We start from the raw sequence: 25882 nt of genomic DNA, 5'->3' as shown, positions 1-25882 counted from the left end.
GATTTGGCGGGCATTTCCCCGACAAAGCCCGCTCAAAGGCCATCCAGGTTCGACAGTGTCTGCCGCGCCTGTTCGCGCACCGCCTCTCGGGCCTGTGGGTCCATGCGCTGCAGGTTCTTCACCATCAGCGCGGTGCGGGGGTTGCCCGCCAGTTGGGCCTCAAAGCGGTCCAGAAAGTTCCAGTAAAGCGTGGTGATGGGACAGGCGTGCGTGCCGGTCGGCTGCGCGGGGCGGTAGCGGCAGCCCTGGCAGTGGTTGCTCATGCGGGAGACGTACTGGCCGCTGGCCACATAGGGTTTGCTGGTGAAACGCCCGCCATTGGCGTACAGCGCCATGCCGGCCACGTTGGGCAGTTCCACCCATTCCACCGCGTCCACGTAGATGGCCAGGAACCAGTCGGCCACCTGCCGAGGATCGATCTCGGCCAGCAGGGCGAACTGGCCCACGAGCATGAGGCGCTGGATGTGGTGCGCGTAACCCAGCGCCAGGGTCTGGCCGATGGCGTCGCGCAGGCAGGCCATGTGGGTCTGGCCCGTCCAGTACCAGGCGGGCAGGGCGCGGGTGTGGTTGAAGTGGTTGGCCTCGCGCAGGCCGGGCATGTCTTCCCAGTACACGCCGCGAATGAACTCGCGCCAGCCCAGCACCTGGCGAATGAAGCCCTCCACGCTGGCCAGGGGCAGGCCCTGCTCGTGGTGGGCCCGCTCGGCCGCGGCGATCACGGTGCGCGGGTGAATCAGGTGCAGGTTCAGGGCCACCGACAGCAGCGAATGCCAGCCAAACGGCGTGTCGTTCCACATGGCGTCTTGGTAGCGACCGAAGTTCGGCAGGCGCTCGGCCACGAATCGGTCCAAGGCCTCTTGCGCTTGCTCGGGCGTGACAGGCCAGGCGAAACGCGCCAGGGAACCTGGGTGCTGCGGGTAGAGCCGCTCCACCAGGGCCATGACCTCGCGGGTGAGGGCGTCGGGCTCGAAGCCGGCGGGCGGCGGGATGTCGCCCGGGCCGCTGCGCGGGTAGGCGCTGCGGTTGTCGGCGTCGAAGTTCCACTGGCCGCCCAGCGGGCCGCCGCCGTCCATGAGCACACCGTGCTCGCGCCGCATCTCCCGGTAGAAATATTCCATGCGCCACTCGCGCCGGCCTTTGGCCCAGCGCGCGAAGCGGGCGCGGCTGCACAGGAAGTGGGTGTCCTCAAAAGAGCGCAGCGGCACGCCCGCGTCGGCGGCGGTGGCCGCCAGGCTTTGTTGCAGGCGCCACTCGCCGGGCTCACACACCCAGAGCGACTGCGGGCGGTGGGTGGCCAGGCAACGGGCCAAGCGCTGGGTGAGGTCGGGCGCGTCGTCCCAAGCCGGCTCGTCCAGGCGCAGGTATTGCAGGGGCCAGCCTCGCGCCTGCACCCGCTGGGCGAAGTGGCGCATGGCCGACAAGAACACCACCAGGCGGGCCTTGTGGCTCCACACCAGCGAGGCCTCGCCAGGCGCTTCGATCATGAGCAGCAGGTCTTGGGCCGGGTCAAAGCCGGCCAGCGCCGGGTTGTCGAACCAGAGCTGATCGCCCAGCACCAGCACCAGGTGGCGCACCGGCCGATCGAACGATGCGGCAGGGCTCATGGCGTGGCCCCTTTGTCGCCCTGGCGGCGGCAACGCTCGCTGCAGTACTTCACCTCGTCCCACGTGCGCGCCCAGCGGCGACGCCAGGTCATGGGCAGGCCACACACCACGCAAGGCTTCTGCGGCAGGGCCGATTTGTTGCCCCGAAAGCCACCCGATTCACGCTTCATGAACACCCTTTCGCCAGATCGACACGCCATCGGCGGCGCGCGGGCCGAGCCCCCAGTACGCAGCCCATGGCCCAAAGGATTCGGAACCCTGGCGCCGCGCCCGGGCATCGCACGCGGGAAGGCTGGAGCGGTCATCATCAACGACCACCGCAGGAGAGACCCCATGAGCCCGAACCCCTTGCATCACCCCACCCCAAGCCCGCGCCGCCAGCTGCTGCTGGCCGGACTGGCGCTGGCCTGCTCGCCCTCCTGGGCCCAGACCGCCACCAAGTCCGCCAACACGGCCTGCCCGGCCTTTTTGCAGCACCGCTTTGACCGGCTGCAAGACGAAAAGCCCCAAGACCTGTGCCAGTACGCCGGCCGGGTGCTGCTGGTGGTGAACACCGCCAGCTTCTGCGGCTTCACCAGTCAGTACAAAGACTTGGAAGCGCTGCATGCCCGCTACCGCGACCAAGGCTTGGTGGTGCTGGGCTTTCCGTCGAACGACTTTGGTCAGCAAGAGCCGGGCAGCAACCAGGCCATCGCCGACTTTTGCGAGAACACCTTCGGGGTGCGTTTCCCGATGTTTGTGAAGAGCCATGTGGTGGGCGAAGACGCCAATCCTCTGTTCAAACAACTGGCCAGCGCCACCGGCGAGCGCCCGCGCTGGAACTTCCACAAGTACTTGATTTCGCGCGACGGCCGCGAGGTGAAAAGCCACGGCAGCGCCACCCAACCGAATAACCCCAAGTTTTTGAAGGATTTGGACAGATTTCTATCGACTAAATCATGACCGAACAGTCACAATCATACCAAACAGTTCAAACTGTCACCACATCGCCCACCAACGCCATGATGTTCACCCTGTTGCGGAACTTCTGCACCCAGCGCCTGCTCCCACGCACCGTGAGGCCCGGGTGGACACCGGCCTCCCCGTTTTTGATCCTGCGAAGCCTGTTTGCTCCCGCTGGAGCGACTGAAATCCCGGAGCGCTTCTCCTCCTCCTCCCTCCCTCCCTCCTTCGTTTCGGGGCGCTTCGCAGGGCTTTCTTATTCGTCGGCCGTGGTGGTCGGGTGAGCGCGCACATGGACCTCACCCCCCCCACTGCCCGGCCCATGCCCCGGGTGGCCATCGTCGGTGCCGGCATTTCCGGCCTGGCCGCCGCCCACACCCTGCAGGGCCTGGCCGACATCACCCTGTTCGAGGCCAACGACTACTTCGGTGGCCACACCCACACGGTGGACATGACGCTGCCCAACCCGCAGGGCATTCCCACCACCTTCGGCGTGGACACGGGTTTTCTGGTGCTCAACGAACGCACCTACCCCAACCTGCTGGCCTTGCTGGCCCAGTTGGAGGTGCCCACGGCACCGTCGGACATGTCGTTTTCGGTGCAGGTGCCGGGCGCTGGCGCCAAGGGCGGCCCGCTGGAGTGGAACGGCTCTGACCTGAGCACGGTGTTCGCCCAGCGCCGCAACCTGGGCAACCCGCGCTTCTGGCGCATGTTGGCCGACATCGTGCGTTTCAACCGCCTGTGCACCCGCCTGGCCGAGCAGCAAGAAGACCTGCGCCCCAACAGCCCGCTGCTGCAGCCGCTGGGCGACTTCCTGCGCGAACACGGCTTTTCTGCCGAGTTCCGCGACTGGTATTTCCTGCCCATGATGGGCTGCATCTGGAGTTGCCCCACCGACCAGATGCTGGCCTTCCCCGTGGCCACCATGGTGCGCTTCTGCCACAACCACGGCCTGATCCAGATCACCAACCGCCCGCAGTGGCACACCGTGGCCGGTGGCGCGCGCCAGTACGTGCAGAAGATCGTGCGCCAGATCCCCGACGCCCGCGTGGCCACGCCGGTGCAGCAGATCCTGCGCGACGCCGAGGGCGTGCGCATCGTCAGCAAAGGCCAGGTGGAGCGCTTCGATGCCGTGGTGCTGGCCTGCCACTCCGACCAGGCCCTGCGCCTGCTGGGGCAGGGGGCCACGATGGATGAGCGCGAGGTGCTGGGCGCCATCCGCTACCAGCCCAACCGCGCCGTGCTGCACACCGACACCTCGGTGCTGCCCCGCGAGCACCGCGCCTGGGCCGCCTGGAACTACGAGCGTGCGCCGAGTGCGCCGGCCGAGTCCACCCAGGTGTGCCTGCACTACCTGATCAACAAGCTGCAGCCGCTGCCGGTGGAGCAGCCGGTGGTGGTGTCGCTCAACCCGCGCCGGCCCATTGCCTCGGGCTGCATCGTGGGCGAATACGAGTACGACCACCCCGTGTTTGACCTAGCGGCCATCCGCGCGCAGGCCAAGGTGCCCGCGCTGCAAGGGCAACACCACACCTTCCTGGCCGGTGCGTGGTGCGGCTATGGCTTCCACGAGGACGGGCTGAAAGCCGGCTTGCACGCCGCGCGCGCCCTGATCGACGCCTTTGAACTGGTGCCTCACGCCTCGGCCGCCGCCCAGCGCCGCGCCGCACTGCCAGGGGTGTTTGCGTGAACACCCCGACCGCACCCCACCAGGCCCTCATCGGTTTCGGCCAGGTGCGGCACACGCGGCTGCGCCCACAGCGCAACGCCTTCGCCTACCCCACCTACTTCCTGATGTTGCCCATGCGCGCGCTGCGCGCCCAGGGCCCTGGCCACCTGGCCCGCAACCGCCCCGCCGCGCTGGCCTTTCATGACCGCGACCACGGTGACGGCCGCGCCGACAGCCTGGCCTGGCTCGACGAGGTGCTGCGGGCCCACGGCGTGATGGACGCCACCGGCGAGGTGTGGCTGCACACCTACCCGCGTGTGCTGGGCTATGCCTTCAAACCCGTGAGCTTCTGGTACTGCCACCGCCCGGACGGCTCCTTGCGCGCCGTGCTGGTGGAGGTGAACAACACCTTCGGCGAGCGCCACTGCTACCTGCTGGACGAGCCGCGCTACGGCGTGCCCTGCGAGGCCAGCAAGGTGTTCCATGTGTCGCCCTTCTGCCCTGTGCGCGGGCGTTATCGCTTTGTCTTCATGCGAACCGAGCGCGCCGAGCAGGCCCCGCGCACGGTGGTTCGCATCGACTACTTCGACGACGAAGCCCCCGGCACCCCGGCCCTGTTGAACACCAGCGTCAGCGGCGAGTTGCAAGCCCTCACGCCCGCCACGCTGCGCCGGGCGCTGTGGTCGCACCCCGCCATGACGCTGGGCGTGATCGCGCGCATCCATTGGCAGGCCCTGCGCCTGTGGCTGCGCCGCACCCCCTTCTTCCGCCAACCACCGGCCCCGGCGCAGCTCGTCACCCCTGGCGCGCCCACGGCCGCTGCCGCGAAAAGCCCCCACCCATGAACAGCACCACCGCCACCCGCCGCTCTGGAACCCTGTCCCTGCCCAAGCACGCCCCGTCAGCCGCGCGCCGAACGCTGGGCCTGCTGCAGCGCCTCTCGGTGGGCAGCCTCACCGTGATGCTGCCCGACGGCACCACCCACCGCTTCGGCCAGGCAGACGGCCCGCACGCCAGCCTGCGGCTGCACCGCTGGAACGTGTTCGGCGCGGTGCTGAAGTCAGGCGACATCGGCTTTGCCGAGGGTTACATCGCCGGCGACTGGACGACCCCGAACCTCACGCAGTTGCTGGAACTGCTGGTGGCCAACCGCCGCGAGGTGGAAGACGCCATCTACGGCTCGTGGCTGGGCCGCCTGGCCTACCGCGTGCGCCACCTGCTCAACCGCAACAGCAAGGCCAACAGCCGGCGCAACATCCACGCACACTACGACCTGGGCAACGCCTTCTACCGCCTGTGGCTGGACGAGACGATGAACTACTCGTCGGCCCACTTCGAGCACCCCGGCCAAGACCTGGTGGCCGCCCAACACGCCAAGGTGGCGCGCGCCCTGCGAATGGCCGGCGTGCAGCCGGGCCATCGCGTGCTGGAAATTGGCTGCGGCTGGGGCGCCCTGGCCGAGAAGGCCACCACCGAGTTCGGTGCCCACCTCACCGGCGTGACGCTGTCCACCGAGCAGCTCGCCTTCGCCCGCGACCGCCTGCAGGCCCTGGGCGCCGCCGAGCGCGCCGACCTGCGCCTGCAGGACTACCGCGACATCGCCGACGCGCCCTTCGACGCCATCTGCTCCATCGAAATGGTGGAAGCGGTGGGCCGCGAGTATTGGCCCACCTACTTTCAGGCGGTGGGCCGGCTGCTCAAGCCGGGCGGCCGCGCCTGCATCCAGAGCATCGTGATCGACGACGCCCTGTTCGAGCGCTACATCCAGGGCACCGACTTCATTCAGCAGTACATCTTCCCCGGCGGCTGCCTGCCCTGCCCGCGCGAGTTCAAGGCGCAGGCGCGCGCCGCGGGCCTGGAGGTGGTGGACGAGTTCGCCTTCGGCCCCGACTACGCCGAGACGCTGCGCCAATGGCGCGAGCGTTTCCTGCACGAACAAGAGCGCGTGCTGGCACAGGGCTTCGACGCGCGCTTCCTGCGCACCTGGGAGTTCTACCTCGCCTACTGCGAGGCCGGCTTCGCGCAGCGCAACATCGACGTGGTGCAGTACACGCTGCGCAAGCCCGAGTGAGCAGCCACCAGGCGAAGCACACCATGCGACGGCGCCCCCTTCTCATCAGCACGGCCCTGGCCCTGTCGGCACCCGTGTGGGCCAACAACCCCCAGGCCGATTCGCCGCTGACCTCGGCACTGCAGGGCTTGCGCCCGGTGGGCAAGACCCGGTTGCGGGTGTGGGGCTTCGAGGTGTACGACGCCACGCTCTTTGCCGCCGCAGGCTTTGAGCCTGAGCGTTACGCCGACCACCGTTTCGCGCTGGAGCTGGCCTACCTGCGCGCCTTCGATGGCCCCGACATCGCCCAGCGCTCGATTGATGAGATGCGCGAACAAAGCCCGCTGGACGACGCCCAGGCCCAGCGCTGGCTGGCCGACATGGCGCGCCTCTTCCCCAACGTGCAGCGCGGTGACCGCATCACCGGCCTGCACCAACCGGGCGTTGGCGCGCGCTTCTTCCTCAACGGTCAATCGCTGGGCGAACTGCCTGACGACGCCTTCTCGCGCCGCTTCTTCGGCATCTGGCTCTCGCCCAAGTCCTCGCAACCGCGCATGCGCGCCAGCCTGCTGCAATCGGTGGCCAGCGCCGCGCCGCGCACGCCATGACACCGCTCACCACGGTCGACCCTGCCGCGCGCTTCACGGGCACGGGCGCCTGGCGCCAAGGCACCGCCTACGGCTTGCTGGGCCTGCCACTGGCCTTCGTGGCGCTGCCGCTGTACGTGCTGCTGCCCAACCACTACGCCCGCGAGTTCGCCACGCCGCTGGGCGCCCTCGGTGCCGTGTTGCTGGCCACCCGCCTGGTGGACGCCCTGCTGGACCCGGCCATCGGCCGCTGGTGCGACCGCCTGGCCGCACGCGCGGCGCGCGCCGTGCTCGCCGTGGGTGCCTTGGCCGCCGTGGTGTTGGCACTGGGGCTATGGGGCCTGCTGTTTCCGCCAGCCGCCCTGCGCACCACGACCGAGGCCCTGCTGGCCTGGGCCGCCGGGGCGCTGGTGCTGACCTACATCGCCTACAGCGTGCTCTCGGTGGCGCACCAGGCCTGGGGTGCCCGGCTCGGCGGCAACGAGGCGCAACGCAGCCGCGTGGTGGCCTGGCGCGAAGGCTTTGCCCTGGTGGGCGTGCTGGTGGCCTCGGTGCTGCCCTCGCTGGCGGGCTTGCAAGGCGTGGTCATCGTGTTCGCCGCGGCCCTGGCCCTGGCCTGGTGGGCGTGGTCGGTGAGCGTGCCTCCACTGGCCGGCCACGACCGCGCAACCACGGCCCCCTCGGCATCGCCGTGGCGGCACAGCGCCTTCCGCCGGCTGATGGCGGTGTTCGTGCTCAACGGCACCGCCAGCGCGCTGCCCGCCACGCTGGTGCTGTTCTTCGTGCAAGACCGCCTGCAAGCCCCCGCGCACGCCGAACCCGTGGTGCTGGCCACTTATTTCGCCTGCGGGGCTTTGTCCATTCCCGTGTGGGTTCGCGCCGTGGCCCGCTGGGGCTTGTCCCGCTCATGGCTGCTGGGCATGGCGCTGGCCGTGGCCACCTTTGCCTGGGCGGCCACGCTGGGCAGCGGCGACTGGCCCTGGTTCGTGGCGGTGTGCGCGCTGTCCGGCCTGGCCCTGGGGGCCGACCTGGCCTTGCCCGGCGCGATGCTGGCCGGCGTGATCGGCCAGCTCGGCGAACGCGGCCGCAGCGAAGGCGCCTTCTTCGGCTGGTGGAACCTGGCCGCCAAGCTCAACCTGGCCCTGGCCGCCGGCGTGGCGCTGCCCTTGCTCGCGCTGTTCGGCTACGCGCCTGGTGCACGCGACCCACAGGCACTGCAAGCCCTCACCGCCGCCTACTGCCTGCTGCCCTGCCTGCTCAAGGGGCTGGCCGCGGCGGCGCTTTACCTCGGCGTGATCCGGCCAGCGGCCGCGCACGCCCCCACCCCGATTCACACCTGACCGATCAGGAGACCCCACCATGCAACGACGCCTTCTGCTCACCGCCGGCCTGGCCGCCTCCGCCGCCTTGGCCGGTTGCGCTGGCCCCCAGGTCGAGCGCTACGCCAGCGAAAAGCCCGCGCTGGACCTGCGCCAGTACTTCAACGGCACCCTCGACGCCTACGGCATCTTCACCGACCGCTCGGGCGAGGTGGTCAAGCGCTTCACCGTGGTGATGCGCTGCCAGTGGGATGGCGACAACGGCGTGCTCGACGAAGACTTCGTCTACTCCGACGGCACAAAACAAAAACGCATCTGGCGACTCAAGCACCTGGGCAATGGCGAGTACACCGGCGAGGCCGACGACGTGGTCGGCCAGGCCCGTGGGCGCACCAGCGGCAACGCCTTCCGCTGGGGCTACACCCTGGCCCTGCCCGTGGACGGCCGGGTGATCGAGGTGCAGTTCGACGACTGGATGTACCTGATGGACGAGCGCGTGATGCTCAACAAAGCCACCATGAGCAAGTTCGGCGTGCGCCTGGGCGAGGTCACGCTGTCATTTGTCAAACGCGGATCATGACCACCGCCACGTTCGCCGCACCCCGCCCCTGGCTCGCCCCACTGAACCCGCCGCTGCGCCACTGGCGTGGCAAACGCGTGTGGTTGATCGGAGCCTCCAGTGGCATTGGCCTGGCCACGGCCGAGGCCCTCATCGCCCAAGGCGCCCGCGTCATCGTGTCGGCGCGCAGTGCCTCCGCGCTGGACGCCTTCGTGCAGCGGCACGCCAACGCAGGCCAGGCCACCGCCCAGTCCTGGCCCCTGGACGTGACCGATGCCGACGAAGTGGCCGAGGTGGCCCGCGCCATCCTGGCCGAAGGCCCGCTGGACATGGTGCTTTACTGCGCCGGCCACTACCGCGCACTGCGCGCCACCGCCTTCGACCTGGCCGAGATGAAGCGCCACCTGGACATCAACTACACCGGCGCGCTGCACGTGCTCGACGCGGTACTGCCCTCTCTGCTGGCGCAGGGCCACGGCCACATCAGCCTCATCAGCAGCGTGGCGGGTTTTCGCGGCCTGCCGCAAAGCCTGGCCTATGGCCCCACCAAGGCCGCGCTCACCAACTTGGCCGAGACGCTGTACCTTGACCTCTCGCCCCTGGGACTGGGCGTGAGCGTGGTGCACCCCGGCTTTGTGAAAACGCCGCTCACCGCGCAGAACGAGTTCAACATGCCGGCGCTGGTGTCGCCCGAACAAGCCGCCCAGGCCATGCTCGACGCCTGGGCCGATGGGGCCTTTGACATCCACTACCCCAAGCGCTTCACGCGCTGGATGAAACTCTTGCGCCAACTGCCCTACCGGCTCTATTTCCCGGTGGTGCGGCGCTTCACCGGCCTGTGACCATGCACCTAGACAGCCGCGAGGCCGTGGCCCGCCTGTGCGACTTCTTTGAACACCTCACGCGTGAGCGCCTGGGCGAACTGGGCAGCCTCTACACCGAACAGGCGTGCTTCAAAGACCCGTTCAACGAGGTGGTGGGCGTGGCCGCCATTCGCGCCATCTTCGAGCACATGTACGAGCGCCTGGACGAGCCGCGCTTCGTGGTGACGCAGCGCCTGGTGGACGGTGACCAGGCCTTTCTGGTGTGGGATTTCCGCTTTCGCTTCAAGGGCGCCGGCCCGCAGCCCGAGCAGACCATTCGCGGCGGCAGTCACCTGCGCCTGGCACCCGACGGGCGGGTGCTCGACCACCGCGACTACTGGGACGCGGCCGAAGAGCTGTACGAAAAATTGCCCGTGCTCGGCGCCCTGATGCGCTGGCTCAAGCGCCGCGCCAGCCAGTGATCAGGCCGGCTGGGGCGCGGCTGGTGCCGGGGGCACGCGGTCCGGCTGGGTGTCAATGAAGCTCTGGCGCTGGTTGAGCTTCTCGCTCAGGCGAGCCAGGTTGGCGTAGTCGGCGCGCCAATCGACCTCGGGGAATCGGAAATCCAGGTAGCCCAGGGCGCAGCCCGTCGCCACATCCGACAGGCTGAAGTGAATGCCCGAGCAGAAGGGCTTGTCGCCCAGGCCCTGGCTGAGCGCCTTCAGGCTGGCGCGAATCTTGGCCGTCTGCCGATCGATCCAAGCCTGGCTGCGCTCGCCCTCGCGACGCCCTGCCCAGGTGGCTTCCAGGCGCGCCAGCACCGCCGCGTCCAGCAGGCCATCGGCCAGCGCCTCCCAAGTCTTGACCTCGGCACGCTCGCGGCCCGAGGGCGGAATGAGCTTGCCCACGGGCGAGAGGGTGTCCAGGTACTCGACGATGACACGCGAATCGAACACCGCCTCGCCCCCCTCCATCACCAGGCAAGGCACTTTGCCCAGCGGGTTGGACGCCATGATGTGCGTCTCGTCCGACCACACATCCTCCAGGTGGAGCTTGTAGTCGAGCTTCTTTTCCGCCATGACGATGCGCACTTTTCGCACGTAAGGGCTAGTGATGGCACCAATGAGCTTCATGGATGGATGTGGGGGAATCGGGGGACCGCAATTTTACCGAGCCAGCCCTCGCGACGCTGACACCTACGGTGATACTTGGGTGGGCTCCTACAATTAGGGGATGCGTCCCACAGCCTCCTCCCCCACCGCCAGCCCGGCTCCCTTGGCCCTGAGCCCCATCACCGCGCTCTCGCCGCTTGACGGGCGTTATGCCGCGCGCCTCGCGCCCTTGCGCCCCTTCATGAGCGAACTGGGCTACATGCACCGTCGCGTGCAGGTCGAGATCGCCTGGTTCATCGCCCTGTCTGACGCCGGCTTTGAAGAGTTCAAGCCCTTGTCACCCGGCGCCCGCACCTACCTCATGGGCCTGGTGAAAAACTTCAACGAAGAAGACGGCGAGGCCATCAAGGCAATCGAGAAAACCACTAACCACGACGTGAAGGCCGTGGAGTACTGGATCAAGTCCAAGTTCGAGGCCCGTCCCGAGTTGGAGAAGGCCGCCGAGTTCGTGCACTTCGCCTGCACCAGCGAAGACATCAACAACACCAGCCACGCCCTGCAACTCAAGGGCGGGCGCGACCAGGTGCTGCTGCCCGCGCTAGACGCAGTCATCACCAAGCTGCGCGACATGGCCCACGCCTACGCCAGCATCCCCATGCTCAGCCGCACCCACGGCCAGACCGCCAGCCCCACCACCGTGGGCAAAGAGCTGGCCAACGTGGTGGTGCGCCTGGCGGCGGCGCGCGAGCGCATTGCCAGCGTGAAGCTCATGGGCAAGATGAACGGCGCCGTGGGCAACTACAACGCCCACCTCAGCGCCTGGCCCGACTTCGACTGGGAAGCCTTCAGCCGCAAGGTCGTGGAGACGCCCGAGCCGCTGGGCCTGGGCCTGACCTTCCAGCCCTACAGCATCCAGATCGAGCCGCACGACTACATGGCCGAGCTGTTCGACGCCGTGGCGCGCGCCAACACCATCCTGATCGACCTCTCGCGCGACGTGTGGGGCTACGTCAGCCTGGGCTACTTCAAGCAGAAGCTCAAGGCCGGCGAAATCGGCTCCTCGACCATGCCGCACAAGGTCAACCCGATCGACTTCGAAAACGCCGAAGGCAACCTGGGCCTGGCCAACGCCCTGTTGCGCCACCTCTCCGAGAAGCTGCCCATCAGCCGCTGGCAGCGCGACCTCACCGACTCCACCGTGCTGCGCAACATGGGCGTGGCCCTGGGCTACGCCGTGCTGGCCTACCACGCGCTCGGCGTGGGCCTGGGCAAGCTGGAGCTGAACGAAGAAGCCCTGGCCGCCGACCTCGACGCCTCGTGGGAAGTGCTGGCCGAGCCCATCCAGACGGTGATGCGCCGCTTTGGCGTGCAAGGCGCTTACGAGAAGCTCAAGGAGGTGACCCGCGGCAAGACCGTGACGGCCGAGGCGCTGCACACGCTGATCCGCAGCCTGGACATTCCCGAGGCCGAGAAAGACCGCCTGCTGGCCCTCACGCCGGCCAGCTACATCGGCAAGGCCGTGGAACTGGCCCGCCGCTCCTGACCGCTGGCGCGCGGCACACCACCGACCATCGCGCAATTGAATTGGACGCCATGTATCGGGCAAGCCTGCCCGATACATTTCCACCATGGCGATTGAACTCTTCAACGAAGGCGGGCACGTGTGCCTGATGTTTGCCCACCTCAGCGACGAGGGCGGCGAAGCGGTGCAGGCCAACCAGTTCCTGGTGATCGACGGCGACTCGGGCGCCATCATCGACCCAGGCGGCAACATGGCCTACAACGAGCTGCTGCTCACGGTGGGGCGCTACTTTCCGCCGCAGCGGCTGTCCAAGATCCTGGCTTCCCACGCCGACCCGGACATCATCGCCTCGCTCGACCGCTGGATGACCAGCACCCAGGCCACGCTCTACATCTCGCGCTTGTGGGAGCGTTTCGCCCCGCACTTCTGCAAGCCCGGCAAGACCCAGGGCCGCATCGTCGGCATCCCCGACCCAGGCATGCGCATCCCCCTGGGGCGGGGCGAGATCTTGGCCCTACCCGGGCACTTCATGCACTCGGAAGGCAACTTCCAGTTCTGGGACCCGGCCAGCCGCATCCTGTTCTCGGGCGACCTGGGCGTGTCCATCGGCACGTCGAAGCAAGCCACCCAACCGGTGTTCGACCTGGCACCGCACATCCCGCGCATGGAGGCCTTCCACCGGCGCTACATGGTGTCGGGCAAGGTGTTGCGCCTGTGGGCCAACATGGTTCGGCAGCTGCCTATTCGCATGATCGTGCCGCAGCACGGCGCACCGCTGGTCGGCGAGGCCGTGCCCCAGTTCATCGAGTGGGTGGGCGACCTGAGCTGCGGCGTTGACCAGCTCACCCAGGCCAACTACGCCATCCCCGCCTGAGCGCGCTCGGCGTGGTCAGCGCGCGCGTTCTGCGTAGCGGTTGAAGCGCCAGGCATCGCCCTCGATGGTGATGCGGCGCCATGTGGCCCGCTTCTGCACGGGCGTCATCTCCGTCCAGCGCTGCACCTCTTCAAAGCTGCGACCACAGCCTTTGCAGCGCTCATCACCCTGGCTGGTGGAACAGATGGCGATGCACGGCGTGTCGGGCGTGGTGTCGTACCAGGTCAGCCAGGCCGCCAAGGCATCGGCCGACATGGCCGCCTCGTCCACCTCGCTCTCGCCAGCGTAGACCATCTGCGCGTACACCTCGGCCAGGGCCTGCACCTCGGGCGAAAGCCGCACGCCATCGGGCGAGGGACAGCGCTGGCGCCAGTGGTTGATGGCCGATTCGATGTCGGTGATGTGGATGCCGGGCATGGGGTGCGCATCATAGCCAGCCCAAGGTGGCCGAGGCGCGCTGTGGGAATTGCGTACACACGCCATGCAACAGCACGGGTGCGGGCCGATACAATCCACGGCTCGAAGGGGAGTAGCCCTCCGCTCGCTGGCCTTTCATGTGGGGCCATCCGGAGCGTCTGATGTGTCGTCAGCACGAAGCCCATGTGGCTTCCGGCACGTTGGGCCTGTTGCGTGCAACAGGTTGGGCAAGACCTTTGATGGGCCCCAGCGGGGCCGGTCAGACCGCATCCTCCCTCAGCCTGCGCCCCATCGCGCCGTCTCCGGGCGTGCCTGCGCGATGGCCATTGCCCGCGACCCAACACGATTCAATCGACGACGAGGAGCATATGGACTTTCTGACTTCACCCGCCTTCTGGGTGGCACTCGGGCAAATCATCATCATCGACATCCTGCTCGGTGGTGACAACGCGGTGGTGATCGCGCTGGCCTGCCGCAAACTGCCGCCCGCCCAACGCACCAAGGGCATCATCTGGGGCACCGCTGGCGCCATCGTGCTGCGGGTGATCCTCATCGCCTTCGCGATGACGCTGCTCAACGTGCCTTTCCTGAAGTTCGTGGGTGCCCTGCTGCTGGTGTGGATCGGCGTGAAGCTGATCGCGCCCGACGAAGACGGCCACGGCGACATTCAGGGCAGCGACAAGCTGTTCGCCGCCATCAAGACCATCATCGTGGCCGACCTGGTGATGAGCGTGGACAATGTGATCGCCATCGCTGGTGCCGCTCAACACGCTGGCGAGCACTCCCTGCTGCTGGTGGTGCTGGGTCTGCTGATCTCCATCCCCATCATCGTCTGGGGCAGCCAGTTGGTCATCAAGCTCATGGCCCGCTTCCCCATCATCATCGTGGCCGGCGGCATGCTGCTGGGCTGGATCGCCGGTGGCATGCTGGTCACCGACCCGGCCCTGGCCGACCCCGAGAAGTGGTCCTGGATGCTCAAGCTGCCCCAGACCCCGGTCGTGAAGTACGGCGCTGCTGTGGCTGGTGCGCTGCTGGTGCTGGCACTGGGCAAGTACATTGCTTCGCGCCGTCCGGTGCAACAAGAAGCCTGATCTGGGCCTCGGCCCTGAGCCGCAAGGCGGCACCCTTAGGGGTGCCGCCTTTTTTGTGCCCGGTGCTATGCTGGCCGCATGAAACTGATCATCCGTTGGCTGCTGGCGGCCTGTGCCCTTCTGGTGGTGGCCGCTCTTTACTCCGGCGTGCAGATCGAGGGCTACGCGGCCGCCCTCATCGCTGCGGCTGTCATTGGCCTGTTCAACATCTTTCTTCGCCCCTTGCTGGTCTTGCTCACCCTGCCGGTCACGGTGGTCACCCTGGGCTTGTTCCTCTTCGTGATCAACGCCTTGCTCTTCTGGGCCGCCGCCAGCGTGCTGGACGGCTTTGTGGTCACCGGCTTCTGGGCCGCCATGCTGGGCTCGGTGCTGTACTCGCTGCTGTTGCTGGTGGTGGACAGCGCCATGCAGGCGGTGTTCAGGCGCTGAGCGCGCCGCTCACTCCTCGCGCGCCTCGCGCATTTGCTCTTTCAGCAGCAGTTCCACGTCGCGCCGTCGGCTGTCCACGATCGCGAGTTCGATCGGGTCAGCGTTGCGCACGGCTGGTGGCAAAGCCTGCGCGGCCTTCAGGCGCTCCAGAGCGCCTGCGTAGTCCCGCTGCGCCACATGGGCCTCGGCATCGGCCCGCACCGCGTGCAAGGTCTGCCCTTGCTGGGAACGCGCACGTGACAGCAGTTGCCACGCCTGAGCATCCCGCGGGTGTTGCACTGCCCACTCCTGCAAACGGCTGACCGCCCGCCCGGGCTGGCCGGTGGCCAAGGCCGCCTGAGCCCCCAGCAACACCATCGCACGCGATGAGGACGCGAGAGCCGAGTCGCGAAGCGAGGCCAGCAAAACATCTTGCCCAGTCGCCAAGGCACCGGGCGACAACAGCAGTTCCATCAGCAGGGCGTCCACCGTGGGCCGCGAAGCAGACCCCACTTGTCCTCGAAGGGTTTGCGCCAAGGCAATGGCCTGCGCGCGTTGACCCAGGCGCTGCGCCGACAAGGCCGCCGCATACCGGTCACCCGCCGTGGCCTTGTCAGCGGAACCCGTCGACAGCCAGGTGCGCCAGCGGTCCGGGCTTTTTTCCGCCATCACCCGGGCGCGCGCCGAGATCAGGACATGCTGCTCCGCGGTGGGCAGACCTGGGCGAGGGCTGCTCGCCGCCAGCGGCCCCACCGGCAAACGCGCCTTCATGTCGGCGATGCGATCACCGGTCAGCGGGTGGCTGCGCAGGTAAGGAAAGGCCCCGTCGTCATTGAGCTTGGAAGCCTGTTGCAGCTTATCGAACATGGTGACGAAACCCAGACCATCAAAGCCGGCCCCCGTGAGCACCCCAAAGCCCACGCGATCGGCTTCGCGCTCCATGTCGCGCGAGAAATTCAAAGACTGCTGCGCCGCCACGGCCGAGCTGCCCACGATGGCCGCGCCCGCCGCATTGGCGTTGGAGCCTGCCGCCAGCGCCCCCAGCACCATGGCCCCCATCACCCAGGGCGCCATTTTTTCTTCGCGGCTGATCAAGCGGGCAATGTGCCGCTGCGACACGTGGCTGAGCTCGTGTGCCAGCACCGACGCCACCTCTTCGGGGCGCTCTGTCACCGCCAGCAAGCCCAGGTTCACACCCAGATAGCCCCCCGGCATGGCAAAGGCGTTGACGGCACGGTCACGCGAGACCATCAACTCCCAAGCCAAGCGCTCGGCCAAATCGGGGGGCACTTCGCCACGTTCCCGCGCGGCAGCCAAAAGCGGTTGCCAAAGCTGTTGCAAGTAGTCACCAATGACCGGGTCGTCCAGGTACATCGGGTCTCGGTAAATGTCCCGCGCCAAGCGGTCGCCCAGTCGGCGCTCGGCCGAAACGGACATGCCATCGCCATCGCCCAAGCTCGGCAGTGCGTGAGCAGGGAGGGCGCTTGTGTCGGCGGCACCAACCGGCGCCGCCACCGCAGACAAACCCAGCGCGGCCATCAAGGCCAGGGAGACCAATTGGTGTTCCAGCATCCCCGTATGATGCCCGCAAGCACCCGACGGTTCAGTGAACCCGATGTAAACGCACCATGGCAAACACCAGCACCCCCACCTCCCACCTCACCCATTTCGACGCCCAAGGCCAGGCCCACATGGTCGACGTGGGCGACAAGGCCCACACCCAGCGCATCGCCGTGGCCGAAGGCCGCATCACCATGCAGCCCGACACCCTGACCCTCATCCAGTCAGGCACCGCCAAAAAGGGCGATGTGCTCGGCATTGCCCGAATCGCCGGCATCCAGGCCTCCAAAAAAACCAGCGACCTCATCCCCCTCTGCCACCCCATCGCGCTCACCCGCGTGACCGTCGATTTCGACATCGAGCCCGACAGCAACAGCGTCCGCTGCACCACTCGGGCCGAATGCACCGGCCAGACCGGCGTCGAGATGGAAGCCCTGACGGCCTGCAGCGTGGCCCTGCTCACCATCTACGACATGTGCAAGGCCGTGGACAGGGGGATGGTGGTGGAGGGGGTAAGGCTGATGGAGAAGCGAGGGGGGAAGAGTGGGGTGTTTGTGGCGGGGTGATGCAAGCAATCTTCCAGTGAAGATGCAATGGGGGTCGCAACCTTACTCTGACGGCCAATCGACCGCGGCCACCTCGTGATCCATCCTCTGCCACACTGCCCATTGCGCAGCCATGTCACGGTTGGTTTCTTTGGAGGTGAGCAGGCGCGCCACTTCCACACTTTCTTTAGCGCCACTAGCGTCACCACTCTTCGCCTGCAGAAGCACAAGACGCTGAAGCGCATATGGCGAGGGAAACGACAAGACGGCTGAGCGAAAACGCGCCATGTCAAAACTCTGCGCTTGTGAGGGATCTGCATCCAGTCCTTCAATTAGCACGGAAAAATGATCCAAGACCATAAACTTGGCTTCGATTTTGTCGGGAATCGCACCAATTCGAGCCACCTTGAATCGCCAGGCGTTGAAAGCCGTCTCCACGCGCATGTAGTCAACAAAGATAGTTGCCAAGGCGATTGACAGTCCAATCAAAAATGCACCAGACAAGGGAATAGGCAAACGAATCGAGGGAATAGCCGCTCGACCAAGCAACGCCCCGATCAGCAAACAAAGGGGCAACAAATAGTAGGCATATGTAAGTGGCAACTCAACCATGCCGTGCATCAGAAGAACGATCACACACGCGATACTGGCTGCGGCTGTTGAATCGACAGAGAGATGGCGCAATTGATAAACGGACCAGCCGCCCACGGCAATTCCTAGCAAGGCAATCGGCCAGCCAAACCACACAGCGATGTCGAGTACGAAATTGTGCGTCCACCCAAAGAGACCTGGTAGCTTGTGTCCAAGCTGGCCAGCGAACAGCTGAGCTTTGACAGCTTGATCAAATCCAAAGCCCGTCAGAGGTCCACTAACGATAGCCTCACCGAATGCTGAGTACGCTGCCATGCGGATGCCTGCAAGGTCTCGCCGCAATGGATTCGAGTTCTCCGCCGCCTCTCCCCAGCCATACTGCTGTGCAAGGAAAATCGAAGCAAACACCAGAAACAAAATGAGAGGAAACCAACGGTAGCCTCTGAACCTGGGCAGACGCCAAGTCAACATCTGCGCCACCACCAGTAAGCCCACAAAGGACAGGAAGCTGATTCGGGATGCGGTCAACACAAGAGCGCCAATCACGAAGACCCCGGCCATCAGGAACACGCGTGCGCGCAGCTTCGACGTCAGCATTAACCAGGCAAGGGAAATCAAGCTCAACAACAACAAGGAGCCCGCATTGTTGGCTTGGTTCAGATTGCCGTACGGCCGCTCGCCAGGTGGCAGATAGTTGAACCAGACCGGATGCATGTCAATCTGTGCCCACTGGCCATACATCATCCCAGCCGTTGCGATTCCCGCAGCGACGAAAGCCGAAAACAGAAAACGCTCCACATGGCCAAGGCTGCTAGCCGTCCACAGGCGCCCTGCGTACATGGCAAAGCCTGCTGCAAAGAAGTACAGCCAGCCGACAAACGCTTGCCCAAGAAAGTCCACCTTCCCCATCCACCAATGAGACAACGCCAGCAGGGCGAGTCCCATCAGATAACAGGACAGCCAATCCAAATGAGATTCGGCACGGAGCTTCCAGGCTCGCAGGACCATTGGAAAGCATGCCAAGGTCAACACCAACGCCAAAAAGGCGTCCTTATGAAAGGCTGCCCATGGCGGCTGCGCATTTGGCAGAAGCCAAGATAACGCGAGGGCAATGGATGCCAGGGGGGTCCAGAGAGGCTTGTTGACAATGTGCATAAAAAAAGGCCCCTCAGGGCCTTGCTTGCTTCGTTTGGTTTAACGGCAAGAAGCAGGACGGTATTTAGCTTGGATCGAACCACCGCAAACCCAATCAACCTGGCCGTTGCTCGAAACCGTACCGGACAAAACAATACTCCCGCCGGAAATTCGAGTGTCACCAGTTGCCAGCGCAGTGACAACCCCAACGGAGGCAGAAGAGCGAGCATAGCTAACGCTGCTGACAAACTTGGATGCCTGCGAATCGAAAGCAATGCTAGCGAGTTCTGGCATCTCACCAATGGTCTGCGCAGCTTCCGCAACAGCCGTACGAGCCGACGAAGCGGCCAGGATCACTTCCGACACCTTGGCGCGGGTGGTGTAGTCCTGATAGGCCGGCAGGGCCACAGCGGCCAGAATACCAATGATGGCCACCACGATCATCAGTTCGATCAGGGTGAAACCTTTTTGCAGGGTACGCTTCATGAAAACTCCTCAAAGGGTTGTGACAGGGACGTAGGCTTGTCAGCATGGACCATGCCAGGGCTATCGCCTCCTGAAATCTGGCCGGAACACATACTTTTGGATTTATTTTCGGCAAAAAGTAGCGGAGTTCGCCCCATAAGGGCAGACGATTTTTGTCAGCCCTAACCAAGGTGACAAAAATCGTCACACCTCAAAGACATCACCGGTGGTCAGCCACCGGATGTCATGGCGTGGCTCGCCGTCGAAGCGTCGAATTTCATCGACGATGAGACCCGTCTCGGCGGGTTTGGTATGGGTGATGTAGATGGGGTATTGGCAGCCAATGGCGATCTGGGCCAGTTCTTGGGCCAAGGTGGCGGGTGCGAGGTGCAGGCTGCGTTGAGCGATGGCCTGTTCGCGATCGCTGAAGGCAGTTTCGATCACCAGGTGGCTGACCGCCAGTTCGTTGATGCGCGCCCAAAACGCAGGGTTGCGCTCGGTATCCCCACTGAAGACCCAATGGCCGGCCCCCGCGCTCACGGCATAGCCCACTGCCGGCACAGTATGAACCGCAGGCAGCGCCTCAATCTGTTTGCCCGCCAAAAACAGGCGCTGACCAACTTGCAAGGCCACGAAGACGATGAGGGGGGCATCTGCCCGGGGAATGGCAGAGAAGTCGGGCCAGATAACACCATTGAAAACGTGAGCCTTCAAGGCAGCAATGGTTTCCGGCAGGGCGTGTACCCGAATCGGACCCAGGCCCTGTGCCATGCGGCGGGCGGCCACTGCATCCAGCATGAGGGGCAGGGCCGCCACGTGGTCAAGATGGGAATGGGTGAGCAGCACATCGCCCACGCGCGCCATCTCATCCAGCGTGAGATCGCCCACGCCAGTACCAGCGTCTATCAAGACGTCGTCGTCAATCAGGAAAGAGGTGGTGCGGCATCCTTGGGCGATGGCGCCAGAACACCCCAGGACGCGAATCCTCATGTGGGCTAACCGAGCAAGTCAGAACTCGCGAAGCCTACCCTGCAGCAATGAGGTGGTATAGGACTTTTTTGGCACTTTGGGGGCACTTGTATACCCCCGAGGCAGGAGTTAGGGTTTGAACAGGAACTGCATGCGAGTTCCAGCCAATTCCAAGATGTCGCCATTGCGCAGCTCGATGGGTTCGCTGCCGATCGGCTGCCCATTGAGGGTGGGCGCATGCGTGCCATCGACGACGGCCACCACGTAAGCGTTGGGCTGCTTGGTGATGGCTGCCACGGCGACACCTGGCTTGCCGATGGTGGTGACCACCTTGACCAGGGGCACCTCGCGCCCGGTGGCGTTGCCGGACAAGACCTTGATCACGGCCGACCCCAGCGCATTGGCGGAACCATCTTCACTCGCCACCACCGTCCCGGCATTGATGACCGTGGTCTTCTCGCGCTGGCCTGCGGCGCCGTCCAGCACGAACTTGATCTTGTACTTGCCGATCTCGATGGTGTCGCCATTGCTCAGCGCCTGCTTCTTGACGGTCTGACCGTTGACGTAGGTGCCGTTGGTGCTGTTGAGGTCTTCGATGACGAAGCGATCGCCCTCCATCTGCAGCACCGCGTGCTCACCGCTGACCGCCAGGTTGTCGATGACGATGTCGTTATAGGGCCGCCGTCCGAGTGTGGTGCGGTCTTTGGTGAGCTGCACTTCTTTGATGACGACGCCATCAATGGAAACGATCATTTTCGGCATGGCCGACTCCTCTGGATCCGGTGATCTGTTCTTAAGTGATTGGGACTATTTTCCGAGCATTCGCGACAGCAAGCCTTTGCGCATCGGCCTAGCACGTGCATGCGCCAGTATTACCGAAATATTGTCGCGTCCGCCGCCATCATTGGCGGCATCCACCAAGGACCGGGCTTTTTCCCTCAAACTGGTCTCGACCTGCAACAGAGCACGTAAGCGATTGTCGGGCACCATGTCGCTAAGGCCATCCGAGCAGAACAGGTAGAGATCACCATCTTCCGCCCGGTACTCGGACACCTCAAGAAGTACGGTGTCTTCTACGCCCAGGGCGCGAGTGACTAGGTTCTTGTGCGTGGCGAACTGAGCTTGCTCCAGCGAGATGAGCCCTGCGTCAATTTGCTCCTGAAGCAATGAATGGTCACGCGTGATCTGGGCTAGCTCTCCACGGCGAAGGCGATAGCAACGGGAATCACCCACGTGCCCAATCATGGCCTTGCCGTCGAGAAACACCCCCATCACCAGAGTTGTGCCCATACCGGCATACTGCGGATTGGAATTGGCCGCATTGAAGATGGAGCGGTTGGCGTTGTCGATACACACCTCCATGGCCCGCTTCAGTTCTCGCGAACTTGACTCGTGTCCGCCATCGGCAATCCACCGACCGAGCTCAGCTTTGATAAAGGTGGTTGCCATAGCGGCGGCAACTTCGCCTGCGTTGTAGCCACCCATGCCATCGGCCAGCACCACGAGGCGGTTGTCGGCATCGATGGACACGGAATCTTCATTGTTATCCCTGACCAGTCCCGTGTCCGACAGGCTGAAAAACTCAAAGTTCATGTTGGGCGCATCTAAGCCATGGCTGCGGCACAAGGCAGGGAAACAGGTGACCCTGCCCTGCTCTTAGCAGCTGAGGTATCGCCAGAATGTGCCACCAAATCGCTCGACCAAATGAGGAGGCTGCCTGTCCGGTTGCTCGACGGAGATCGAAGGTTGCCCGAACGAATCTGGACCATTTCCCTTGCGAAGCACTCGTCGCCACCGGCCCGAGCACCGTCGACACTCCGGCCTCCGGACGGGACTTGGCGCGTCGCCAAATGGCGCGATGTGAAGGGCTGCATTTTGTTTCAGCCGCCTCAGACCGCGCAAGCCAAACGGCCGCAAAGCGTGATTGAGCACAAAAAAGGCAACGCAAGCGTTGCCTTTTTCATGGTTGGGGTCAACCCGTGTGAGCGTCAGCCCTTGAGCAGGCCCTTGAGCAGGCGGCCCATTTCGGAGGGGTTGCGGGTCACCGTGAAGCCGCACTCTTCCATGATGGCGAGCTTGGCGTCGGCCGTGTCGGCACCACCCGAGATCAGCGCGCCGGCGTGGCCCATGCGCTTGCCGGGAGGGGCGGTGACACCAGCGATGAAGCCGACCACCGGCTTCTTCATGTTGTCCTTGCACCAACGAGCGGCTTCGGCTTCGTCCGGGCCACCGATCTCGCCGATCATGATCACGGCGTCGGTGTCGGGATCATCGTTGAAGGCCTTCATCACATCGATGTGCTTCAGACCGTTGATGGGGTCACCACCAATGCCCACGGCCGACGATTGGCCAATGCCCAGTTCGGACAACTGCGCCACGGCTTCGTAGGTCAGGGTGCCAGAACGGGACACCACGCCAACGCGACCCTTCTTGTGGATGTGGCCGGGCATGATGCCGATCTTGATTTCCTCGGGGGTGATCAGACCGGGGCAGTTGGGGCCCAGCAGCAGGGTCTTCTTGCCGCCAGCGGCTTCCTTGGCCTTCATCTTGTTGCGCACCATCAGCATGTCGCGCACGGGGATGCCTTCGGTGATGCAGATCACCAGTTCCAGATCGGCCTCAACGGCTTCCCAGATGGCGTCGGCGGCGCCGGCGGGCGGCACGTAGATCACGGACACGGTGGCGCCGGTCTGGCCGGCGGCTTCCTTGACGGAGGCGTAAATGGGGATGTCCGAGAACTTCTCGCCTGCCTTCTTGGGGTTCACGCCGGCGACGAAGGCATTCTTGCCGTTCGCGTAGGCCTGGCAGCCCAGGGTGTGGAATTGACCGGTCTTGCCCGTGATGCCCTGGGTAATGACCTTGGTGTCCTTGTTGATGTAAATGCTCATGATCGGATTCCTTGGCTGGGCGATTACTTGACGGCGGCCACGATCTTCGTGGCGGCCTCGGCCATGGTGTCGGCGGAGATGATGGGCAGACCGGATTCGGCCAGCATCTTCTTGCCCAGCTCTTCGTTGGTGCCCTTCATGCGCACCACCAGCGGCACGGACAGGTTCACGGCCTTGCAGGCGGTGATCACGCCGGTGGCGATGGTGTCGCACTTCATGATGCCGCCGAAGATGTTGACCAGGATGCCCTTGACCTTGGGGTTCTTGAGCATGATCTTGAAGGCTTCGGTGACCTTCTCGGGGGTGGCGCCGCCGCCCACGTCCAGGAAGTTGGCCGGCTCGCCGCCGAACAGCTTGATGGTGTCCATGGTGGCCATGGCCAGGCCGGCACCGTTGACCAGACAGCCGATGTTGCCGTCCAGGGAGATGTAGGCCAGATCGAACTTGGAAGCCTCGACTTCGGCCGGGTCTTCTTCGTCCAGGTCGCGCAGGGCCACGATTTCGGGGTGGCGGAACAGGGCGTTGGCGTCAAAGTTGAACTTGGAGTCCAGGGCGATGATGTTGCCCTTGCTGTCGCAGTTCAGGGGGTTGATTTCCACCAGCGACGCGTCGGTGTCCATGTAGCACTTGTAGAGCTTGGCGAACAGATCCACGGCCTGGTCCACCGAGCCGCCGGTCAGGCCGATGGCCGCAGCGATTTTCTTGGACTGGTCGGCGGTGATGCCGGTCAGCGGGTCGATCATCTCGGTGATGATCTTCTCGGGCGTGGAGTGGGCCACTTCCTCGATGTCCATGCCGCCTTCGCTGGAGGCAATGAGGGCGACCTTCTGCGTTGCACGGTCAGTGACCAGCGAGACGTACAGCTCGTTCTTGATGTCGGCGCCGTCTTCGATGTAGAGGCGGCGAACCTTCTGGCCTTCCGGGCCGGTCTGGTGCGTGACGAGCTGCATGCCCAGGATCTTGCCGGCGAGCTCCTTGAGCTCGTCAATGCTCTTGGCGACCTTGACGCCGCCGCCCTTGCCGCGGCCACCCGCGTGAATCTGGGCCTTGACCACCCAAACCGGGCCGCCGAGCTTCTGTGCGGCCTCAACCGCTTCTTGCACCGTAAACGCCGGGATGCCACGGGGCACCGGCACACCAAACTGGCGCAAGATTTCCTTGCCTTGGTATTCGTGAATCTTCATGAGGGTTCTCTCAGGAATGGAACGGGGGGAGAGCTCGCTTCGGACGCGCACGACGCCCACGGTCGGGCGTCCTGAACACACTTTGGGCAGAACTGCGGGAATGTATCATGGTGCGACGCACCAAAAAGCGACGCCTTTGTCGCCCGAGAGGCCTGCCGATGACCGGCCGCCTCGTGCTTCTCCCCTGATCCTGAGGAAACCACCACGCCATGGCCAAGCAATTCAAGGTATTCATCGACGGCGAAGCGGGCACCACCGGCCTGCAGATTCGCGAGCGCCTGCAGCTGATGCCCGAGATCGAGCTGGTCAGCATCGACCCACAGCGCCGCAAAGACCCGCAGGCCAAACGCGAGATCGTGGGCAGCGTGGACCTTGTCATCTTGTGCCTGCACGACGACGCGGCCATTGAGTCGGTGGCCTTGGTCGACAGCCTGGAAGGGCGCAAGCCGCGCATCATCGATGCGTCCACCGCCCATCGCTGCGCACCGGGTTGGGTGTACGGCTTCCCCGAGCTGTGCGACGGCCAGCGCGAGGCGGTGATGGCGGCCGATCGGGTGGCCAACCCCGGTTGCTACGCCACGGGCGCCATCGCGCTGTTGCGCCCCTTGGTGCAGGCCGGTGTGCTGCCGGCGGAATTCCCCGTGGCCCTGCCTTCGGTCAGCGGCTACTCGGGCGGCGGTCGCACCATGATCGAGGCCTATGAGGCCGGCACGGCGCCGCTGTTCGAGGCCTATGCGCTTGGCCTCTCGCACAAGCACTTGCCGGAGATCCAGCGCTACACCGGCATGACCCGTCGCCCCATCTTCGTTCCCGCGGTGGGCAACTTCCGCCAGGGCATGCTGGTGCAACTGCCCTTGCACCTGGACGAACTGCCGGGGAAGCCGAAGGCGGCCGATCTGCACGACGTGCTGGCGCGGCACTACGCCGGCAGCGCTGCCGCAGGTGGCTGGGTGAGCGTGGAGCCGGCCACCGAGAGCGGCAAGCTCGACGCCACCGCGCTGAACGACACCAACAAGCTGGAGCTGCGTGTGTTCGCCAACGAGGCGCACCGCCACGCGGTGCTGATCGCCCGCCTGGACAACCTGGGCAAAGGCGCCAGCGGGGCTGCGGTGCAGAACCTGCGCCTGATGCTGGGGCTGTGATCAGTCGTCTTCGCCGCGCACCACGCGGCGAATGGCCTCGGGGCTGAAGCCCCGGGAGGCCAGAAACCGCATCTGCTTGGCCCGACCAGCCGCGTCGCTGGCGGGTTCCGCAAACTTCTTGCGCCAGACCTCGCGCGCGCGCTCCAGTTCGGTGGCCTGCAAGCCGGCCACCGCTTGGGCCACGGCCTCGGCCGGCAGGCCCTTGGCCTGCAACTCTTGCTTCACCCGGGATGCGCCCAGGCGCGAGGCGCGCCGGTAAAGCACCGACTCCACCACGCGCTGCTCGTTGATGAAGCCCTTGGCCTGCAACTCATCCAGCGCGCGGGCCAACTCGCCGGGCTCGGTCTCGTGAGCGACCAGTTTGCGCTCCAGTTCGGCCCGTGAATGTTCACGACCGGCCAGCAGGCGCAGGGCCCGGCCCTTGAGGGAAAGCGCCTGGAAACCCAC

28 protein-coding genes are annotated in these 25882 nt (G+C 65.3%); 15 read left to right on the top strand and 13 right to left on the bottom strand.

All coding sequences use genetic code 11. From position 1 onward, the window contains the following. Positions 1-32 precede the first annotated feature (32 nt). Together ACE3RQ_RS11395 and ACE3RQ_RS11390 are read right to left on the bottom strand one after the other, a co-directional pair. Positions 33-1604, bottom strand: coding sequence for a cryptochrome/photolyase family protein (locus ACE3RQ_RS11395; RefSeq protein WP_374522115.1), 1572 nt, complete (start codon positions 1602-1604; stop codon positions 33-35). After that, positions 1601-1774 carry a DUF2256 domain-containing protein gene (locus ACE3RQ_RS11390; RefSeq protein ID WP_374522114.1) on the bottom strand — a complete coding sequence of 58 codons (174 nt, stop codon included), beginning with the start codon at positions 1772-1774 and terminating at the stop codon, positions 1601-1603. Before ACE3RQ_RS11390 ends, ACE3RQ_RS11395 begins: the two co-directional genes overlap by 4 nt. A gap of 163 nt (positions 1775-1937) precedes the next feature. Here ACE3RQ_RS11390 and ACE3RQ_RS11385 point away from each other — a divergent pair, with 163 nt between their 5' ends. From ACE3RQ_RS11385 to ACE3RQ_RS11345, 9 genes are all read left to right on the top strand, one after another. Next, positions 1938-2546, top strand: a complete 609-nt coding sequence (locus ACE3RQ_RS11385; protein WP_374522113.1) for a glutathione peroxidase — start codon at positions 1938-1940, stop codon at positions 2544-2546. Positions 2547-2838: 292 nt separating this feature from the next. Continuing rightward, positions 2839-4236, top strand: coding sequence for an NAD(P)/FAD-dependent oxidoreductase (locus ACE3RQ_RS11380; RefSeq protein ID WP_374522112.1), 1398 nt, complete (start codon positions 2839-2841; stop codon positions 4234-4236). Continuing rightward, a complete protein-coding gene (locus ACE3RQ_RS11375) occupies positions 4233-5060 on the top strand; it encodes a DUF1365 domain-containing protein (RefSeq protein ID WP_374522111.1) in 828 nt (275 codons plus the stop codon). Before ACE3RQ_RS11380 ends, ACE3RQ_RS11375 begins: the two co-directional genes overlap by 4 nt. Further along, positions 5057-6286 carry a class I SAM-dependent methyltransferase gene (locus ACE3RQ_RS11370; RefSeq protein ID WP_374522110.1) on the top strand — a complete coding sequence of 410 codons (1230 nt, stop codon included), beginning with the start codon at positions 5057-5059 and terminating at the stop codon, positions 6284-6286. The genes ACE3RQ_RS11375 and ACE3RQ_RS11370 overlap by 4 nt, the downstream gene beginning before the upstream one ends. A 23-nt stretch (positions 6287-6309) precedes the next feature. Further along, positions 6310-6873, top strand: a complete 564-nt coding sequence (locus ACE3RQ_RS11365) for a chalcone isomerase family protein (RefSeq protein ID WP_374522109.1) — start codon at positions 6310-6312, stop codon at positions 6871-6873. Next, entirely contained in the window at positions 6870-8192 is a 1323-nt protein-coding gene (locus ACE3RQ_RS11360) for an MFS transporter (protein ID WP_374522108.1), read from the top strand. The genes ACE3RQ_RS11365 and ACE3RQ_RS11360 overlap by 4 nt, the downstream gene beginning before the upstream one ends. A gap of 19 nt (positions 8193-8211) precedes the next feature. Continuing rightward, positions 8212-8751 carry a DUF3833 domain-containing protein gene (locus ACE3RQ_RS11355; protein WP_374522107.1) on the top strand — a complete coding sequence of 180 codons (540 nt, stop codon included), beginning with the start codon at positions 8212-8214 and terminating at the stop codon, positions 8749-8751. Further along, entirely contained in the window at positions 8748-9572 is an 825-nt protein-coding gene (locus ACE3RQ_RS11350) for an SDR family NAD(P)-dependent oxidoreductase (RefSeq protein WP_374522105.1), read from the top strand. Before ACE3RQ_RS11355 ends, ACE3RQ_RS11350 begins: the two co-directional genes overlap by 4 nt. A 2-nt stretch (positions 9573-9574) precedes the next feature. Continuing rightward, a complete protein-coding gene (locus tag ACE3RQ_RS11345) occupies positions 9575-10015 on the top strand; it encodes a nuclear transport factor 2 family protein (RefSeq protein ID WP_374522104.1) in 441 nt (146 codons plus the stop codon). On the opposite strand, the gene ACE3RQ_RS11340 is transcribed toward ACE3RQ_RS11345, so the two are convergent. Next, the gene (locus ACE3RQ_RS11340; protein ID WP_374522103.1) at positions 10016-10666 is read right to left on the bottom strand and encodes a glutathione S-transferase family protein; all 651 of its coding nucleotides are present in this window, start codon (positions 10664-10666) and stop codon (positions 10016-10018) included. It abuts the gene before it with no gap. A 142-nt stretch (positions 10667-10808) separates the two neighbouring features. Here ACE3RQ_RS11340 and purB point away from each other — a divergent pair, with 142 nt between their 5' ends. Next, positions 10809-12188, top strand: coding sequence for an adenylosuccinate lyase (purB, locus tag ACE3RQ_RS11335; protein ID WP_374522251.1), 1380 nt, complete (start codon positions 10809-10811; stop codon positions 12186-12188). Positions 12189-12273: 85 nt separating this feature from the next. Continuing rightward, the gene (locus ACE3RQ_RS11330) at positions 12274-13041 is read left to right on the top strand and encodes an MBL fold metallo-hydrolase (protein WP_374522102.1); all 768 of its coding nucleotides are present in this window, start codon (positions 12274-12276) and stop codon (positions 13039-13041) included. Positions 13042-13056: 15 nt separating this feature from the next. On the opposite strand, the gene ACE3RQ_RS11325 is transcribed toward ACE3RQ_RS11330, so the two are convergent. After that, positions 13057-13458, bottom strand: a complete 402-nt coding sequence (locus ACE3RQ_RS11325) for a DUF3717 domain-containing protein (RefSeq protein WP_374522101.1) — start codon at positions 13456-13458, stop codon at positions 13057-13059. 368 nt (positions 13459-13826) lie between these two features. On the opposite strand from ACE3RQ_RS11325, the gene ACE3RQ_RS11320 reads away from it, so the two are divergent. Together ACE3RQ_RS11320 and ACE3RQ_RS11315 are read left to right on the top strand one after the other, a co-directional pair. Further along, positions 13827-14549, top strand: coding sequence for a TerC family protein (locus tag ACE3RQ_RS11320; protein ID WP_374522100.1), 723 nt, complete (start codon positions 13827-13829; stop codon positions 14547-14549). A gap of 78 nt (positions 14550-14627) precedes the next feature. Further along, positions 14628-14978 carry a phage holin family protein gene (locus ACE3RQ_RS11315; protein WP_374522099.1) on the top strand — a complete coding sequence of 117 codons (351 nt, stop codon included), beginning with the start codon at positions 14628-14630 and terminating at the stop codon, positions 14976-14978. A gap of 9 nt (positions 14979-14987) precedes the next feature. On the opposite strand, the gene ACE3RQ_RS11310 is transcribed toward ACE3RQ_RS11315, so the two are convergent. Next, on the bottom strand, positions 14988-16394 hold the full coding sequence (locus ACE3RQ_RS11310) for a M48 family metalloprotease (protein ID WP_374522098.1): 1407 nt from the start codon (positions 16392-16394) through the stop codon (positions 14988-14990). Between the two features lie 191 nt (positions 16395-16585). Here ACE3RQ_RS11310 and moaC point away from each other — a divergent pair, with 191 nt between their 5' ends. Next, on the top strand, positions 16586-17083 hold the full coding sequence (moaC, locus tag ACE3RQ_RS11305; RefSeq protein ID WP_374522097.1) for a cyclic pyranopterin monophosphate synthase MoaC: 498 nt from the start codon (positions 16586-16588) through the stop codon (positions 17081-17083). 42 nt (positions 17084-17125) lie between these two features. Here moaC and ACE3RQ_RS11300 read toward each other — a convergent pair whose 3' ends face one another. From ACE3RQ_RS11300 to sucC, 7 genes are all read right to left on the bottom strand, one after another. Continuing rightward, entirely contained in the window at positions 17126-18808 is a 1683-nt protein-coding gene (locus tag ACE3RQ_RS11300) for a Wzy polymerase domain-containing protein (RefSeq protein ID WP_374522096.1), read from the bottom strand. Between the two features lie 39 nt (positions 18809-18847). Further along, positions 18848-19273, bottom strand: coding sequence for a pilin (locus tag ACE3RQ_RS11295; protein WP_374522095.1), 426 nt, complete (start codon positions 19271-19273; stop codon positions 18848-18850). Between the two features lie 183 nt (positions 19274-19456). Further along, the gene (locus ACE3RQ_RS11290; protein ID WP_374522094.1) at positions 19457-20242 is read right to left on the bottom strand and encodes a 3',5'-cyclic-nucleotide phosphodiesterase; all 786 of its coding nucleotides are present in this window, start codon (positions 20240-20242) and stop codon (positions 19457-19459) included. A gap of 108 nt (positions 20243-20350) precedes the next feature. Next, positions 20351-20983, bottom strand: a complete 633-nt coding sequence (locus ACE3RQ_RS11285) for an FHA domain-containing protein (protein WP_374522093.1) — start codon at positions 20981-20983, stop codon at positions 20351-20353. A 45-nt stretch (positions 20984-21028) separates the two neighbouring features. Continuing rightward, positions 21029-21814 (bottom strand): Stp1/IreP family PP2C-type Ser/Thr phosphatase, encoded by a 786-nt coding sequence (locus tag ACE3RQ_RS11280; RefSeq protein ID WP_374522092.1) that lies wholly within the window; start codon positions 21812-21814, stop codon positions 21029-21031. A 395-nt stretch (positions 21815-22209) separates the two neighbouring features. Next, positions 22210-23109 carry a succinate--CoA ligase subunit alpha gene (gene sucD, locus ACE3RQ_RS11275; protein WP_374522091.1) on the bottom strand — a complete coding sequence of 300 codons (900 nt, stop codon included), beginning with the start codon at positions 23107-23109 and terminating at the stop codon, positions 22210-22212. 23 nt (positions 23110-23132) lie between these two features. Further along, positions 23133-24293, bottom strand: coding sequence for an ADP-forming succinate--CoA ligase subunit beta (gene sucC / locus ACE3RQ_RS11270; protein WP_374522090.1), 1161 nt, complete (start codon positions 24291-24293; stop codon positions 23133-23135). Positions 24294-24502: 209 nt separating this feature from the next. On the opposite strand from sucC, the gene argC reads away from it, so the two are divergent. Further along, positions 24503-25435, top strand: coding sequence for an N-acetyl-gamma-glutamyl-phosphate reductase (argC, locus tag ACE3RQ_RS11265; RefSeq protein WP_374522089.1), 933 nt, complete (start codon positions 24503-24505; stop codon positions 25433-25435). Here argC and recX read toward each other — a convergent pair whose 3' ends face one another. Then, a complete protein-coding gene (gene recX / locus ACE3RQ_RS11260; RefSeq protein WP_374522088.1) occupies positions 25436-25882 on the bottom strand; it encodes a recombination regulator RecX in 447 nt (148 codons plus the stop codon). It abuts the gene before it with no gap.

This window comes from Hydrogenophaga sp. (assembly GCF_041913525.1).
Lineage (GTDB): Bacteria > Pseudomonadota > Gammaproteobacteria > Burkholderiales > Burkholderiaceae_C > Hydrogenophaga.
The sequence above is the reverse complement of the archived record's forward strand: the minus strand, read 5'-3'. Positions and strand labels throughout refer to the sequence as shown.

Coding starts and splice junctions, on each gene's coding strand:
- ACE3RQ_RS11365 (WP_374522109.1), top strand. CDS start 6,310: ATGCGACGGCGCCCCCTTCTCATCAGCACGGCCCTGGCCCTGTCGGCA.
- ACE3RQ_RS11350 (WP_374522105.1), top strand. CDS start 8,748: ATGACCACCGCCACGTTCGCCGCACCCCGCCCCTGGCTCGCCCCACTG.
- moaC (WP_374522097.1), top strand. CDS start 16,586: ATGGCAAACACCAGCACCCCCACCTCCCACCTCACCCATTTCGACGCC.
- ACE3RQ_RS11290 (WP_374522094.1), bottom strand. CDS start 20,242: ATGAGGATTCGCGTCCTGGGGTGTTCTGGCGCCATCGCCCAAGGATGC.
- sucD (WP_374522091.1), bottom strand. CDS start 23,109: ATGAGCATTTACATCAACAAGGACACCAAGGTCATTACCCAGGGCATC.
- ACE3RQ_RS11355 (WP_374522107.1), top strand. CDS start 8,212: ATGCAACGACGCCTTCTGCTCACCGCCGGCCTGGCCGCCTCCGCCGCC.
- ACE3RQ_RS11345 (WP_374522104.1), top strand. CDS start 9,575: ATGCACCTAGACAGCCGCGAGGCCGTGGCCCGCCTGTGCGACTTCTTT.
- ACE3RQ_RS11340 (WP_374522103.1), bottom strand. CDS start 10,666: ATGAAGCTCATTGGTGCCATCACTAGCCCTTACGTGCGAAAAGTGCGC.
- ACE3RQ_RS11295 (WP_374522095.1), bottom strand. CDS start 19,273: ATGAAGCGTACCCTGCAAAAAGGTTTCACCCTGATCGAACTGATGATC.
- ACE3RQ_RS11320 (WP_374522100.1), top strand. CDS start 13,827: ATGGACTTTCTGACTTCACCCGCCTTCTGGGTGGCACTCGGGCAAATC.
- ACE3RQ_RS11330 (WP_374522102.1), top strand. CDS start 12,274: ATGGCGATTGAACTCTTCAACGAAGGCGGGCACGTGTGCCTGATGTTT.
- ACE3RQ_RS11370 (WP_374522110.1), top strand. CDS start 5,057: ATGAACAGCACCACCGCCACCCGCCGCTCTGGAACCCTGTCCCTGCCC.
- ACE3RQ_RS11395 (WP_374522115.1), bottom strand. CDS start 1,604: ATGAGCCCTGCCGCATCGTTCGATCGGCCGGTGCGCCACCTGGTGCTG.
- ACE3RQ_RS11285 (WP_374522093.1), bottom strand. CDS start 20,983: ATGCCGAAAATGATCGTTTCCATTGATGGCGTCGTCATCAAAGAAGTG.
- sucC (WP_374522090.1), bottom strand. CDS start 24,293: ATGAAGATTCACGAATACCAAGGCAAGGAAATCTTGCGCCAGTTTGGT.
- ACE3RQ_RS11315 (WP_374522099.1), top strand. CDS start 14,628: ATGAAACTGATCATCCGTTGGCTGCTGGCGGCCTGTGCCCTTCTGGTG.
- ACE3RQ_RS11300 (WP_374522096.1), bottom strand. CDS start 18,808: ATGCACATTGTCAACAAGCCTCTCTGGACCCCCCTGGCATCCATTGCC.
- argC (WP_374522089.1), top strand. CDS start 24,503: ATGGCCAAGCAATTCAAGGTATTCATCGACGGCGAAGCGGGCACCACC.
- ACE3RQ_RS11310 (WP_374522098.1), bottom strand. CDS start 16,394: ATGTCCGTTTCGGCCGAGCGCCGACTGGGCGACCGCTTGGCGCGGGAC.
- ACE3RQ_RS11325 (WP_374522101.1), bottom strand. CDS start 13,458: ATGCCCGGCATCCACATCACCGACATCGAATCGGCCATCAACCACTGG.
- ACE3RQ_RS11380 (WP_374522112.1), top strand. CDS start 2,839: ATGGACCTCACCCCCCCCACTGCCCGGCCCATGCCCCGGGTGGCCATC.
- ACE3RQ_RS11360 (WP_374522108.1), top strand. CDS start 6,870: ATGACACCGCTCACCACGGTCGACCCTGCCGCGCGCTTCACGGGCACG.
- ACE3RQ_RS11390 (WP_374522114.1), bottom strand. CDS start 1,774: ATGAAGCGTGAATCGGGTGGCTTTCGGGGCAACAAATCGGCCCTGCCG.
- ACE3RQ_RS11385 (WP_374522113.1), top strand. CDS start 1,938: ATGAGCCCGAACCCCTTGCATCACCCCACCCCAAGCCCGCGCCGCCAG.
- ACE3RQ_RS11280 (WP_374522092.1), bottom strand. CDS start 21,814: ATGAACTTTGAGTTTTTCAGCCTGTCGGACACGGGACTGGTCAGGGAT.